Annotated in this window: 11 protein-coding genes; 2 read left to right on the top strand and 9 right to left on the bottom strand. The window is 51.4% G+C overall.

Annotated elements, in window-relative coordinates; genetic code table 11:
• Position 1 precedes the first annotated feature (1 nt).
• The 8 genes from HMPREF0733_RS07940 to dinB all read right to left on the bottom strand — a co-directional run bounded on the left by HMPREF0733_RS07940 (position 2) and on the right by dinB (position 10,273).
• Positions 2-1,609 (bottom strand): UDP-N-acetylmuramoyl-tripeptide--D-alanyl-D-alanine ligase, encoded by a 1,608-nt coding sequence (locus tag HMPREF0733_RS07940; RefSeq protein WP_004004387.1) that lies wholly within the window; start codon positions 1,607-1,609, stop codon positions 2-4.
• Between the two features lie 9 nt (positions 1,610-1,618).
• Entirely contained in the window at positions 1,619-3,337 is a 1,719-nt protein-coding gene (locus HMPREF0733_RS07935; protein ID WP_013398838.1) for a Mur ligase family protein, read from the bottom strand.
• Positions 3,338-3,464: 127 nt separating this feature from the next.
• A complete protein-coding gene (locus tag HMPREF0733_RS07930) occupies positions 3,465-5,312 on the bottom strand; it encodes a peptidoglycan D,D-transpeptidase FtsI family protein (RefSeq protein ID WP_013398837.1) in 1,848 nt (615 codons plus the stop codon).
• A 50-nt stretch (positions 5,313-5,362) separates the two neighbouring features.
• Positions 5,363-6,340 carry a cell division protein FtsL gene (ftsL, locus tag HMPREF0733_RS07925; protein WP_115333573.1) on the bottom strand — a complete coding sequence of 326 codons (978 nt, stop codon included), beginning with the start codon at positions 6,338-6,340 and terminating at the stop codon, positions 5,363-5,365.
• Positions 6,341-6,418: 78 nt separating this feature from the next.
• Positions 6,419-7,345 carry a 16S rRNA (cytosine(1402)-N(4))-methyltransferase RsmH gene (rsmH, locus tag HMPREF0733_RS07920; protein ID WP_049775462.1) on the bottom strand — a complete coding sequence of 309 codons (927 nt, stop codon included), beginning with the start codon at positions 7,343-7,345 and terminating at the stop codon, positions 6,419-6,421.
• A gap of 239 nt (positions 7,346-7,584) precedes the next feature.
• Entirely contained in the window at positions 7,585-8,016 is a 432-nt protein-coding gene (mraZ, locus tag HMPREF0733_RS07915; RefSeq protein WP_004004381.1) for a division/cell wall cluster transcriptional repressor MraZ, read from the bottom strand.
• 246 nt (positions 8,017-8,262) lie between these two features.
• The gene (locus HMPREF0733_RS07910; RefSeq protein ID WP_004004380.1) at positions 8,263-8,682 is read right to left on the bottom strand and encodes a DUF3040 domain-containing protein; all 420 of its coding nucleotides are present in this window, start codon (positions 8,680-8,682) and stop codon (positions 8,263-8,265) included.
• A 256-nt stretch (positions 8,683-8,938) separates the two neighbouring features.
• The gene (gene dinB, locus HMPREF0733_RS07905) at positions 8,939-10,273 is read right to left on the bottom strand and encodes a DNA polymerase IV (RefSeq protein ID WP_013398834.1); all 1,335 of its coding nucleotides are present in this window, start codon (positions 10,271-10,273) and stop codon (positions 8,939-8,941) included.
• A gap of 168 nt (positions 10,274-10,441) precedes the next feature.
• Here dinB and HMPREF0733_RS07900 point away from each other — a divergent pair, with 168 nt between their 5' ends.
• Positions 10,442-11,584 (top strand): polyprenyl synthetase family protein, encoded by a 1,143-nt coding sequence (locus HMPREF0733_RS07900; RefSeq protein ID WP_013398833.1) that lies wholly within the window; start codon positions 10,442-10,444, stop codon positions 11,582-11,584.
• Between the two features lie 109 nt (positions 11,585-11,693).
• On the opposite strand, the gene HMPREF0733_RS07895 is transcribed toward HMPREF0733_RS07900, so the two are convergent.
• A complete protein-coding gene (locus HMPREF0733_RS07895) occupies positions 11,694-12,062 on the bottom strand; it encodes an Rv2175c family DNA-binding protein (RefSeq protein WP_013398832.1) in 369 nt (122 codons plus the stop codon).
• 197 nt (positions 12,063-12,259) lie between these two features.
• Between HMPREF0733_RS07895 and HMPREF0733_RS07890 the strand changes: the two genes are divergently transcribed.
• On the top strand, positions 12,260-13,924 hold the full coding sequence (locus HMPREF0733_RS07890; RefSeq protein ID WP_013398831.1) for a serine/threonine protein kinase: 1,665 nt from the start codon (positions 12,260-12,262) through the stop codon (positions 13,922-13,924).
• Positions 13,925-13,938 lie beyond the last annotated feature (14 nt).

The following is a 13,938-nucleotide window of genomic DNA, read 5'->3' as shown; positions in this document are numbered from 1 at the left end:
GTTAATGTGTTCCTTCGTGAAGATGGCTACGGTCTAGGGCGGTCGTCGAGGTTTGCGCTGCAGAACTACCAGCTGATACCGTGCTCAGAGCGGCGCCCGTTAAATCCGTCACCTCAACAAAATCGCCAGCACTCAGCCAAGCTGGAGCCTGTTCTTGAGCCTCGCCAAAGGTCTCGGTGCAGAAGGCAACCTCATCGCCCAAAGAACCTAGTTTAGCGCCATTTGAAGATTTAAACAGCACAATATCGCCAGAACGTAACTCTGCACGCAAAATATTTAGTGCTTCTTGCGGTGTCTCTACCCAGGTAGCTTCGTTACCCCATGAACCTTCAAGATGCGCGGCGTTGTAGGCTGGTTTCGCCTCATTCCCAACCGCAATAAGCTTTGATATATTCATGCGTACCACCAGACGACCGAGTCGATCGTGCTCCTCCAAAGAGGCCTCGCCCAGTTCGAGCATGGCCCCCAAAACTGCCCAAGTCCGTCGTGGCTTCGCGCCTCGTCCCAGTTGGGCCAAAGTGCGTAAAGCGGCTGTCATTGACTCGGGATTAGCATTATACGCATCGTTGATAACAGTCACGCCGTCTGCGCGGTCTGTGCGAGCCATCCTCCATTTAGACAGCGCCCCGGTGTTATTGAGGGCATGCGCAATAGCGTCTCCAGGAACACCAGCGTTATAGGCTACCGTAGCAGCCGCCAGAATATTGCATACATGATGCTCACCAATGAGTTTGGAGGAAATCTCATATTCGCTGGCGTCGGGAAGGCGAAGAGTAAATTCCGGACAACCAGCATCATTAGTATGCAGCCCCAAAGCGGCAGTATAGCGTTCGTACTGCGGTTTCTCCCCCACCCCAAAGTAGGTTACCGGCGCACTTGCACGAGCTGACATGCGTGCAACACGCTCATCATCAGCATTGAGGATCAAGGTTCCGCCAGTACGAATACCTTCGGCAAGCTCCCCTTTAGTACGTTCGATGTTGTCGACCCCGCCAAACTCGCCAGCATGTGCGGTGCCAACTTTAAGGATCACACCATGGTCAGGGTGCACAATATTTGCCAGGTATTCGATATTCCCCACATGATCGGCACCCATCTCAATCACAAGGTAGCGAGTACTTTCGTCAGCGCGGAATACAGTCAAAGGTACGCCAACTTCGCCGTTGTACGAACCTACAGGGGCTATAGTTTCGCCCTGAGAACTTAGGATCGCTGCTAATAAATCTTTTGTGGTGGTCTTCCCCGCAGAACCGGTAATACCGATAACCGTAAGATCGCCTAGAGACCGCATCTTTTCAACAGCGTACTGTGCGATCTTACCCATGGCGAGAACCACATCATCAACCTGGATGCTGGGGTACAGAATACCCCGCTCATCTTTAACAGGGCGTTCGACAAGCGCTAAGACAGCACCTTTGTCGAAGGCTCCTGACACGAAGTTGTGTCCGTCGGTCACCTCACCTGGCTTAGCAACAAATAGGGTGCCTGGTATAACCTCACGCGAATCGGTGGTCGCGAAGGTAGCACCTAGCTCGCTCTCACGCCCGGCTAAGCCGAGCGGTGAGCCGCCTGTTGCCGTAATAATTTCGGCGGCGGAAAGCTTAATCATCTATGCTCCTTATGCTTCTTCAAGCATGCGTCGATAATCCGGAAGAATTTCGAAGTCGTTGGAGACAAGCGCTTTCGCGGTCTCCACGCGGTCGTCAAGTTGCACATCGGTACCGGCAACATCCTGTGCCGTTTCATGTCCACGACCGGCGATAAGAATAGCATCTCTCGCATCTGCGAGTTCAATTGCCCGAGCAATCGCCACTTCTCGCGGAGCAAGATTAAGGATTTGGGATGCTCGCGCACCTTCGGCATTAGCTCGTTCAGCCCCGGCAACAACAGCCTCACGAATTGGGGCGGGATCTTCACCGTGCGGATCGTCATCGGTCACAATCACAATATCGGCGTGCTGTGCAGCAATTTCTCCCATTAGGGGACGTTTGAGATGATCGCGTTCGCCTGTTGCCCCGAAAACAATAATGACTCGCCCACCACCTGGTCGGTCCATGGCTTCAAGCGCCCGAGTGAGCCCGTCAGGGTTGTGGGCAAAATCGACAATAGTATGCGGTGCCAGAGAAATCAGCTGCATACGCCCGGGCACTATAGGGGTTAGTGCCGTGCCATCAGCTAGGGCAGGTCGTAGGATAATGCGTTCTTCCTCAGAAGCACCAATATATACCATCAGTGCGGCGAGTGCGGCGTTTGAAACATTGAAATCTGCCGGAAGATGGGTACAACAGGGAATGGTGTCTCCCGCGCCGTTAGCCAGCGTGAAACGATGCCCTAACCCATCACGTTCAACGTTGATTACCGCCCAATCAAGCGGACCGAACTCAGCTGGAACCTCGGCTAGACCCATGCCGTACTCAGTAACAAGCCGAACAGCATTACCTGTCCCCAGCTGAATCTGGGCGTGGCGAAGCATCTTCTCGCCCCACTCGTCATCGGCAGTGATGACAGCGCGCTCAGTCCGCTCGGGTGTAAAAAGCTGTGCTTTAGAATCAAAATAATTCTGCATGGTGCCATGCAAATCTAAATGATCCTGGGTGAGGTTTGTAAACCCAGAGACCTTATAAACTACACCATCCACACGGTGATAGTCGATAGCATGCGAGGAAACTTCCATTGCTGCATGAGACACGCCGCACTCCCCCATAATCGCAAGGAGAGAATGAACGTGAACAGACTCTGGGGTGGTTAGAGCTGAAGGAACGCTCACACCATCAACAAGAATTTGGATAGTACCGATAAGACCGGTCTTAGCCTTGAGAGCAGTTCGGAATACCGACTCCAGCATGTAGGTAGTCGTCGTTTTTCCATTGGTTCCTGTGACAGCGTAGCGATTCAGACCCTTGTAATCTTGTGACCCATAGATCAAAGCGGCGAGTGATCCTATAACAGGACGTAAAGAGTCACAGACCAGCAGGGAGCACCTATCTAAAGAAAGATTTGCCTCCCGAATCATCCGAACGCCTGCAGTATCCGTGAGGATAGCGTGAGCCTGGGCCTCCAGCGCTTTTTGCGCGAATTGTGCACCATGAGCTTTCGCGCCTGGAAGAGCAACATATAGGTCTGCAGGACGAACTGCACGAGAATCCATGCTGATCCCTCGCACATCTTCTTCAGAGCTTTGATGTTCTAGAACAGGATGCGCACCTAAAGCCTCTAGATGCTCCACGAGCTCAGTAACCGTGCTCCCTCGTGGATTCCGAGGTCGCAGACTCTGCACATCGCCTCCCAAGTGCGAGGTGCGACGAGCGTCTTGAGCCAAGCGCGTTTCGCTGTCCATTATCCTTCTTTCCTGACGGTCATACGCATTTCTTGCCGCCGAGATTTTTATTGTTATCGTCCTCGATCAACGCCAAGGTACGTTCCTATTGTAATAAGTTCTACACGGTCGGGTGACCGCATGTGACTTACCCGTTAGATTTTCCATCCGCAAAAATAGGAATTTTTACTGGATCTGTGGTGGATTTAGGCACGTTATACGTATGCAGTACTTTCTCCATAATCTGTGAGAACTGGCTTGTTGCTCCCACACTACGCACATCACCCTGAGGGCGCTGCAGAGTAACGCTTACGAGAAACTGCGGGTTGTCTATAGGCGCAAGACCTATAAAGGATGTGGTGTATCCGTCATATCCGCCTTTATCGCTGGGAGCTTCAGCTGTACCCGTCTTACCGCCGACCCGGTACCCTTCGACAGAGGCTGTTTTCGCATGGCTTTGAAGTACAACATTCTCCATTAGTTCTCGACATTGTTCAGCAGTTTTTTCGCTCACCATCCTGGTGCCGGGTTCCACATCGCGTTTATGCACCGTACCATCGGCATCAATCAAAGCGTCAACGATGCGCGGTTTAAGTTTCACACCGTTATTACCGAGTGCCTGAAAAATCATGGCGGTTTGTAGAGGGGTCTGGGCAATACCCTGCCCGAAGAAAACTGTGTATTCCTGACGACCGTCCCACTCATGCCAATCAGTTACTAGTCCCTGCTGTTCGCCAGTCAGCTCAATACCCGTATAATCCCCCATACCGTATTTTTTGAGCCAGTTATAGCGATCTTCCTTGGGGAGTTTCTGCCCGACAAGTACCGTTCCGGTATTCATTGAATCGGTAATAATACCTGAAAAAGTCCGGCGCTGTGCGGGGTGGTCAAAGGCGTCCGTGAATGTTTGCCCGTTGATCACCAAACGTTCCGGAACATCATACGCCGAGGTAGGGGTCGTAATGCCGCTTTCGATCAAAGCTGATGCAGTCAGAATCTTCTCAGTCGAGCCAGGCTCAACAACCTGGGAAATAGCACGTGGGCTTGTATCCTGCTCGTTCTTAACTTTCTCAGCGCCGGGATCCATCATCGTAGAATCGGCCATTGCCAAAATCGAGGCATCCCGCACATCCATAACGATAACGGTTCCCCATTCCGCTTTGAGCTCGTCCACACGCGCTTTGACAATCTGCTGCGCGAAATACTGGATATCCTGGTTAATGGTCAAACGTACGTTCTTCCCATTTTCTACATCGGTCGCCTCTTCTTTAGTAACAGGAATACGCACACCATCGGCACTAATTTCGTAGGTACGCTGACCGTCCACGCCCGCAAGATCTTTTTCAAAGACGCGCTCAATACCTACAGATAAATTCTTCTTGATCGTCTCGTTCTCGTTACCGGTTGCCTCATCAACAATACGGTAACGACCCACAACAGAGCCGCCCACGGGTCCGTTTGGGTACAGGCGCTCAGAGATGGCTTCCCCATAAAGGAACGGGGCTCCTAGAGCATCAATACGGCGAAATATCTCAGGGGTGACATTTGATTTCACGACGGCATATTTTGAGTCTCCGTCAAGCTTAGACTTGATAAACTCGTCGGTAACCGTAGGGTCAACGGTATGCAGAATGTCGGTTAGCTCATACACCAACTGTTCTGGAGTGATTTCACTCTTAGTATCGCGGTCATTATCGTAGCGCTTATACGAAGCAACAATAGTCTGATCAGCAATGATGTTGTACCGCTGCACGCTTCGAGCAAGCACCACTCCGTTAATATCGAGAATCTGACCTCGAACCGCTGGAACAGTCTGAGAGCGCATGCGTTTCTCACGCGATTTCTCGGCAGTATGCTGTGGATCAAACCCCTGTAGATAGAGAAGCCGTGCACCCACGGCCGCCAAGCCGCCAGTAGCCAAAGCACCCACTACAAACCCGCGACGCCCAAGCTGTTGAGGCTCGGGCGGCACGGGCGCATTCTCATGAAAGCTCAAAGGTGTCCTTTCAAACTCTTAAACAGTTCGTTCCAGTCCCCACCAATATACTATCGTTGAGATGCTGAAGGGTTAGTGGATGCCGAGGGTTTTGCAGACGCCGACGATGAAGCAGACGCACTCGAAGCCGGTTGCTGTTTATCCGCCGATGCAGACGGTGCTGCACTCGGCGTTGCAGATGTCGAAGCGCGACTCCCCTGACTGGGAACGGCGGGGGCATCCACGAGGTTGCGAGCGCCCGGGGCATCATCTTTAGGCTTCGCTACAGGAGTAGCCGTGCCGTTAATCTGCCCGCTGTTGATATCCAAAGTTGCCGGAATATCCGTCGCATGCATACCCAGCGAGCTTGCACGGTTCGCCAAGTTTTGCGGGGCCTGTTGGTACCCAATTTCTTGTTGCAGGGCTTGGTTCTCTTGGGTCAGTGTTTGCTCTTGGGTACGCAAGTCCACAAGGTCGTATTGACGGGTTGCGATCAAGATATTGAGCATCAAGATAAAGACCAAGGTCAACGGGATAGCAACAAATACACCCACCAACGCCACAGGACTCCAGCTTCGCGGACGTACCAGTGACAGGGCAAGCGGTACACGACGAGTCTCCCGAGCCTGGGCTTTTACTCGTGAGCTCTTAGCCGCAATCGAACGAGCTGGGTATGCAGATTTCGCCGGGTATCCGATAGTACGCGGATGCTGAGCACCGCCAGTGCGCGGACCAGCGTATGCGGTTACATGTTCCGACAACCGGTTCTGTGCACGATGAGCAATTCGAGCGTGCGTATCAGAAGTTACAGAAGTACGTGGAACCTGGATTTGAGAAACACGGCTTTTCACGTTTGACGCAGGTTTATTCCGCCCCGGTACACCCCGGCGCGTTGGGTGTTTCTGAGCAGGTTTATGCTCAGGAATAATACGCAAATTAGCGTTCCGAGTTCCCCTGCGCTGAGTGGCAGCGCGGGGCGTCTCCTCTACGCCGGTTACAGTCGGCGCTTCGGGAGTGGTAACGCTCGGAGAGTGTTGCGGAGGGGTCATATCCTACTCTTTCAAGTCTGTATCTGTTGTTATGCCAATTAGGTAGATGTGCCGGGAGAGTTAAGCTGTCTTAGAGATTCAGCTGGATACTTTGATTTTTTCTCCGGCACGCAGTTTAGCGCTTGCTGCACGCGGGTTTTCGGCGATTTCAGCCTCTGTAGGCGGCTCTGCACCGCGGGTAATAACTCTTATCGTCGGCTGATGTTCGTCAAGCTCCACGGGAAAGCCTTTAGGGGCCTTCGACGTAGCAGCCTCGGTCAAAGCACGTTTGACGATTTTGTCTTCAAGGCTGTGATAGCTCATAGCGACAAAACGACCGCCGAGTCTCAGAGCATCCAAAGCCGCAGGAACCGCCCGTTCAAGAGCTTCTAGCTCATGATTAACCTCGATACGCAAAGCCTGGAAAGTTCTCTTAGCCGGATGACCGCCCTTGCGCTGTGCTGCAGCGGGTACAGCCTTCTGAATGGCAGCTACCAGTTCCCCAGTCGTGGTGAAGGGTGTGTGTTTTCGCTGTTCCACAATATGCTGGGCAATACGGGCAGCGAATTTCTCCTCACCCCAGTTTTTGATGATGCGACGCAGCTGATTCTCGCTGTACTCATTGACAACGATGCGGGCAGTTAGCTCATCATCACCGTTCATGCGCATGTCCAAAGGTGCATCATAGGAATACGCGAACCCACGGGAACGCTCGTCCAGCTGCATCGAAGACACGCCTAGATCCAGAAGAACGCCATCTACAGAGGTGACTCCCGCCGCAGACATCGCATCTTCTATATGGTCATATACGGTGTGCACAGGCACGAAGCGATCTCCAAAACGCGCCAGACGTTCGACAGCAATAGCATGTGCCTGTGCGTCACGGTCTATGCCGATAACTGTTAGGTTGGAGAACCTTTCAAGCATTGCTTCTGTATGACCCCCCATACCCAAAGTCCCGTCAATGACAACCGCATCCTGACGCGAAATAGCGGGTTCCAACAGCTCCAGGCAACGATCGAGCATAACCGGAACATGGCGTTCCTGTGCCTGTCGTTGTGAAAGCTGCCCCAAAAGCCCTTCCCGATATCCAGGGTCGCCAGATACAGCATTGGGGGATGTCGAAACATCGTGCGTTGGGGCAACCACGCCGGTAAGTGAGTGAGACTCGGCGATCATGATGCTCCTTCCCATAGCTCTAGCGGTCGTTCACAGCGGATCACAGGTTACGTTTGGGGCAACAAAACTGTGTGGTGACATAGTCATTACAGAATTGGGGCGAAAGGATCTTCGTCCAACGACGCAAATTCTGCTTCTGTCTGTGCCATATATTCTTCCCATGCTTTGGAGTCCCAGATTTCCGCACGGCTTCCTGAACCAATCACAGTCAGCTCTTGCGACAGACCTGCATACTCACGCAGCACAGGCGGGATCGTTACACGTCCCTGCTTATCAGGCACCTCATCAGAAGCTCCCGAAAGGAACATGCGCATAAAGTCACGTGCTTGCCGCCCAGGAAGCGGAGAGCTTCGCATCGTTTCGTGGATACGCTCAAACTCGGCGACAGGAAACACGTATAGGCAGCGTTCCTGACCGCGTGTTAGCACGAGACCAGCTGATAGCTCATCGCGAAATTTCGCTGGCAGGATGATGCGCCCCTTGGTGTCCAGGCGGGGTGTATATGTTCCAAGAAACATGCGGCACCCCTTTCCTGACAAGCGGAATACCCGCGACTCCAATTAGGCATGTCTACCCCTGAAACTATCTTCCCCTCCACTTTACTCCATTTTGCTCCACTATTCCTACCTCATGAGGATTTTTCTCAGAAAGAACACAGCTTTTCCTTAGTTTTAAGCGCCAAAGAGGGCGAGTGGTTTATCAAAAACCACTCGCCCTCTCGGACGTTTCTTTAAACTTATTAGTAAAATTTAAATCATCAAAAGTTAGTTTTCACCACGGTTACGATCGTCCCAACGCTCTTCGAGGCGAGACATGAACTTCGACTGCTTTGTAGATTTTTCAGAAGAACCCGCACCTTCCTGGCGAGCTTGGGTTGCTCCCTGCGCCTTGTCTCCTAAGAACGAATCCACCGGAGTCTTCTTACTTGTTGTCGCCAAATAAACACCACCGGCAGCAATAATAAATCCAATAATGCCCAGCCATATCATCTTTGAGGCAACGGCACCGATAATAATACCCAACCCAGCTAACACGCCTAAAATGCCGAGAGCCATGTGTCGGGCACTAAATACGGGAGCTGTATTACCCGTTGATGACATTGATGACGCAAAATGTGGATCCTCAGCGCTCATCAGTTCTTCGAGCTGGTCGAGAACCTTCTGTTCACGCTCAGAAAGTGCCATTTCATTCTCCTTGAACGAACCGGTGACATGAGTGCTTATTCGTCTATCCTAAACCTACAACACTCCGTTGCTTTTATACTACCCCGCAATCCTTTTTTAAGATACCTACCGCTCGCTCGCGTGAAAATTTTCTTCTCTAACCAAATATGGTCTTTTTTACACTCTTTATGGGAAGATTCACCTCAGGACAGATTTTTCTACCCCAGATCCTTCGATTCCCTCCACTTTTTACTCCCCTATACTCCAGAGCGCTCCCCTAAGAAGTTTTCTGTTTTTCTGGGCTGCTCTTGTGAATATATGAAAGATCAGAAGCACTAGAAACAGCTGCATCAGTAAACTTCTGACGGATACTATCGAGAGCATGTTCCACTGCGCTCCAGTCAGGAGCATTGCGGATTCCACTCCAAGCACCAGGCCTGAATCTATCATCACCCACAGTATCTTCAAGATGTTTAGAACCTGCCTCTAAATCTAACAGTATTGCATCGTCGAAGAGTGGATACTGCACTCCGAGCTCACTACGTTCAAGTTTTTCGGCGCGAACACCAATGAGGCGAATAGCGCGTGTCGCATACTCCTGAGACTGCTCAGCAGAAAAGGCCAAAAGCCCCATCCCGCGCAGTGCAGCATGAGATGCCCGATAAATTTCCATACCTGAGTCGCAAGAAACTGACAACGGCACAGATTTCGTATGAGTCTCAAATCCTTCATACCGAATTTTGAGGCTGAGAGAACCTGCCAGCTTACGTGCACGGCGCAAACGTATACCCACTTTAAACGAAAGCGAGCGCAAAGCATCTGTAATCTCATACCCCGACGTAGTATCAGTCCCGAATGTGTGCTCAGCGCCTATACTTTTCTCTTCACGATAGGGCACAACATCACGGCTATCGAGCCCACGAGATGTAGCCCAAAGGTGCTCTCCAGCAGCTCGTCCGAACCGTGCACGCAGCCAGCTTATGTCGAGTTCGCGTAAACCAGCAATTGTTGTAATACCGTATTTACCGAGGGCTGCAGCACTTTTAGACCCTACACCCCAGAGCTTTGAGACAGGAAGTGGATCTAAAAACTCACGGACTTTTGCGGGAGGAACCACCCATAGCCCGTTAGGTTTACTACCGGTCGAAGCCATCTTGGCAATAAGTTTATTGACGGAAATGCCTGCCGAGCTTGGCAGATGAAATTCCTCCGCAATTCGTGAACGCACACGCTGAGCGATATCTACAGGACTCGTTCCATGGATAACTGCACCCGTGAGATCCACAAAAGCTTCGTCCACGCTTACCTGTTCTACCAACGGGCTTTCTGCACGCAAAATATCCATAACAGCCTGCGAATAATACCTATAGTTACCGCGAAGAGGCATGACCACAGCAGCAGGACATAGAGAAAGAGCTCGTGAAAGGGGCATACCAGAACGAACTCCATATATGCGAGCCTCATACGAGGAAGAACACACCACGGCGCGAGGCCCCTGTGGAGCAACGATGATAGGTGCACCCTGTAATTCGGGGCTCTCCAGAAGCTCCACATTAACGAAAAAAGCGTCCATATCAAGATGCATAACAACGCGCCCCTGCTGCTGGTTCATACCCCTCCTTCCCAATTCACAATATAATAGCATATATATTCTATAATTAGTACTTGTATTCTACATTATAGAAACCTCAGACCTTAGGAAGGTTATAATATTCGCAAATATCGACCGGTGCTTTACTCTAGAGGAGTATTCGCGCGCACTCCCCTAAGGAACACAAACATGGCAGAACAGCCGAAACCTGAAAATCTCAGCGACGGCGTTAAGTCTGAGCAAGAAGCTTACCTACGCGCAGTCGAAGCTACTATGTCAGAATTTTTCGCACAACAACGCACTCTGCTGACCGCTATATCTCACGATGCACTGCCCCTTCTTGAAGCTATCGAGTCGCTCTCTTCCGGGGGGAAACGTCTCCGGGCTCTTCTGAGCTATTGGGGATGGCGAGGTGCTGGAGGAGACTCCATACTCGAAGGGTCGGCTCCTGCCCCTATTATTCGAGCAGGGGCTGCCCTTGAGCTCTTTCAATCAGCGGCTCTTATTCACGACGATATTATCGATCGCTCTGATACACGCCGCGGAAAGCCCTCAGTACATAAAAAGTTTGAAACACAGCACATCCAGAACTCATGGGTGGGCGATACTTTCAACTACGGACTAACCGGTGGAATCATCGCGGGCGATCTGTGCCTTTCGTGGTCGGAACAGATGTTCTCATCCATCGGAGAAGGTGCTTTATCCGGCACCGAAGCGCGAAACATCTTCGATACTATGCGTACCGAAGTTATGGCTGGCCAATACCTTGATGTGCTTTCCGAAGTTATTCCAGCAGAGACTCCTGAGAACGCTCTCGCTCGTGCTCACCGTGTTATTCAATACAAATCCGCAAAGTACTCCTGTGAGCACCCACTCGTCTTAGGAGGGGCTTTAGCACTCACCGCAATCGCGCATCAAGACCACCCGATTCTTGGGAAATATCGTGCTTTCGGACTTCCGCTGGGAGAAGGATTTCAGCTTCGTGATGATGAACTTGGTGTCTTTGGAGAACCTAGCGCCACAGGCAAACCCGCCGGAGATGATATTCGTGAGGGAAAACGCACCGTTCTCATAGCGCTAACAACACAAAATATCTCTGCTGAAGACCGCAGGATGCTTGAAGGCGCCTTAGGGAACCCGGAACTCACGAACCAGCAAATCTCTAAAATCCGAGAGCTTATGATAGGCTCTGGGGCTCTAGAGCATGTCGAAGAGCTTATCGCTCAGAAGTCAGAAGCTGTAGATACTGCTCTTCATGCGCTGCCGGTATCCGAGCCGATACGCTGCGCGCTCAGCGCTATAGCGGCTAAGGCGCTGCACCGTAAAGCTTAGTAGAGAATGGTGATGCGGCGCGTCCAAGCTGTTAGATGCGCCGCATAACTATATATTTTTCGGGTACCGTTGGAACTCGATCTTGATAAAAACTCTTCTTAGTTTTGTTTTACCAGGCAAGCGCCTGTGCGCGACGGCGGATCTCTGTCTTGCGTCCGTCTTTCAAAGCATCAATAGGGCGCCCAGGAAGAGAGTCATCATCCGTGTATAGCCAGACGATTGCTTCTTCATCGCTGAACCCTGAGTCTTTGAGTACGACTAGAGTTCCCTTTAAAGATTCCAAGACGCGGTTCCCGTTCAAAAAGAGTGCGGGGACTTTACGCACGTTGGTTTCGGGATCGCGCAAGGCTATCAAAGACCCGTCAGAAAGAAGATTATGTATGCGAGTGATCTTCAGATCGAGGATCTCAGAGATCTCTGGAATAGTGACCCACTCGCCTACAAGGGCAAAGGTCTGAGCAATATTTTCGTTAGTCACCCTTTAAGAGTGCCAGAGAGCCTAATCAATTACCACTTATTCCGTGCCGCAAGCTGGTGTGTTGCAAGTAGCGTGCTCATCTAGCCTACGACTAAATCATAGGTATACACCTTTCCTGAAAATCTGCTGAGGGTTAGGTTCCGACATGACAAATAGGGTCGCATCATTCAAATGCATCGCCTAAAATTTTTATCACTATGAGTCATACTCCACAGCCTAATTCCGGTTCCTCTGTGCCCGGTCCTGCTCCCCAAACGAATCATAAGCAGCCGCTGCGGTTAACCGGTCAAGTGCTCGAAAAGCACTACCTCATGGGACGAATGATAGCCCGCGGAGGCATGAGTGAAGTCTATTACGCTTCTGACTTGTGGTCGAATAATCCCGTAGCTATTAAAGTGCTTACACCCGAACTTGCCGAACAAGCGGAGAACAGGCAAAAATTCCATCGTGAGGAAAGCTCTCTGCGTAAAATTGGCGGGGGTCACACAGTAGGTGTGTTGTCTTCAGGTACCGAGTATCTTCAGGGGCAGCGCATTATGTATATCGCTTTGGAGTACGTTTATGGGTGTACGCTCAGCCAGCTCCTTCGCTCTCGCCAAGCGCTGTCTATGGGGGAAGGTCTTGAAATTTTGCTTCCCGTTGTTGAAGGGCTTTCAGAGGTGCATGCGCATCGGTATGTTCACCTCGATATGAAGCCGGGGAATATTCTTTTAGATACTCAGCGGCGCATTAAGTTAGCAGATTTTGGTCTTACACGCCGCAACGACCAATATGACTCTGGGGTTCTTATGGGTACCCCCGCCTATGTGGCGCCTGAAATTTTAGACCCGCAAGGACGTGTTGGTGCTCCAGCGGATATTTTTGCGCTGGGCGTTATGATGTACCGTATTTTCTCCGGTCGTTTACCGTTTACCGGTTTACACAACGATCAACAGGTTCTCTACCACAACGCCAACATTGAGATGCCTCCAATTACGGAAGTAGCTCCGGGAATCGACCCCGATATAGCGGGGATTATCAGGTGGTGCACACGTAAACAAGCGGATGCACGCCCCGAGGACGCCACGGAACTTTTCACTGCTTTATCCGAGATAGCCCAGCGGATGACTCCTAAAGATCGTGCATGGCGTTCCCCGCATCTTGAACCTCCCGAGCTTGCACTTTGGGATGAGGTGGGTGATATTGCTGAGCGCAGCGGCATGGCGCAAATGGTGCGTGATACTCCTATTAGCGCGTACGGCAGCGCGGTAGATTTGATTCTCGACGTAGATGCAGAGAATTCAGTAATTGACGATTTCGGTGTCCCTCTCTCCCCTGCTGTCCATGAACAAGGGCATATCGGTATTGGTCCAGAACCACATGGTCCCGACGAGAGCCTAATATCTCCCCCATCTTCAACCCCTAGTGCACCAGCGAATCTCCATAACGCGCTACAACCAGAGCCATCGCCAGTACCACGATCAGAATCACCTTCCACTCAGCACGTTCCTCAGCAAGAAAAGTCTATGTCCAAAGAGCAGCTAGATGATGAATCGTTCTCTGCCTATGCAGATCCGCAACGAATATATGATCGCCGGAATTCAAGTGTTCCTGTCCAAGCAAACCAGGAGCAAAATTCCTCTCTAGACTCTGAACAAAGCTGGATTTCTCAAACGCAGGAGCGCGAACGTCGGCACATTCTTGATCCTCGATTCCCTACCGAGTCTCTTGCCGAGCCACCTTCAGCTACAGCGTGGAGCCTCGCCGCATTAGTGGTGGTCGTTCTCTTTATGGCGGCTGGTTTTACGGGCTGGATGCTCGCCACATCAGTGCTGCAGGCCGCCTGGTGGCAAGATTTTTCCAGGCTTTTCGGCGGATTATAGAGTAATCCCATATG

Origin of the sequence: Rothia dentocariosa ATCC 17931, assembly GCF_000164695.2 — a bacterium.
Taxonomy (GTDB): domain Bacteria; phylum Actinomycetota; class Actinomycetes; order Actinomycetales; family Micrococcaceae; genus Rothia; species Rothia dentocariosa.
Note: the sequence above shows the minus strand (reverse complement) of the source record. Positions and strands in the feature narration are given on the sequence as shown.

Bases quoted from the DNA above. Each gene is read 5' to 3' on its own strand.
- HMPREF0733_RS07900 (WP_013398833.1), top strand. From the start codon at position 10,442: ATGGCAGAACAGCCGAAACCTGAAAATCTCAGCGACGGCGTTAAGTCT.
- HMPREF0733_RS07910 (WP_004004380.1), bottom strand. From the start codon at position 8,682: ATGGCACTTTCTGAGCGTGAACAGAAGGTTCTCGACCAGCTCGAAGAA.
- HMPREF0733_RS07890 (WP_013398831.1), top strand. From the start codon at position 12,260: ATGAGTCATACTCCACAGCCTAATTCCGGTTCCTCTGTGCCCGGTCCT.
- mraZ (WP_004004381.1), bottom strand. From the start codon at position 8,016: ATGTTTCTTGGAACATATACACCCCGCCTGGACACCAAGGGGCGCATC.
- ftsL (WP_115333573.1), bottom strand. From the start codon at position 6,340: ATGACCCCTCCGCAACACTCTCCGAGCGTTACCACTCCCGAAGCGCCG.
- HMPREF0733_RS07940 (WP_004004387.1), bottom strand. From the start codon at position 1,609: ATGATTAAGCTTTCCGCCGCCGAAATTATTACGGCAACAGGCGGCTCA.
- HMPREF0733_RS07935 (WP_013398838.1), bottom strand. From the start codon at position 3,337: ATGGACAGCGAAACGCGCTTGGCTCAAGACGCTCGTCGCACCTCGCAC.
- rsmH (WP_049775462.1), bottom strand. From the start codon at position 7,345: ATGCTCGATCGTTGCCTGGAGCTGTTGGAACCCGCTATTTCGCGTCAG.
- dinB (WP_013398834.1), bottom strand. From the start codon at position 10,273: ATGAACCAGCAGCAGGGGCGCGTTGTTATGCATCTTGATATGGACGCT.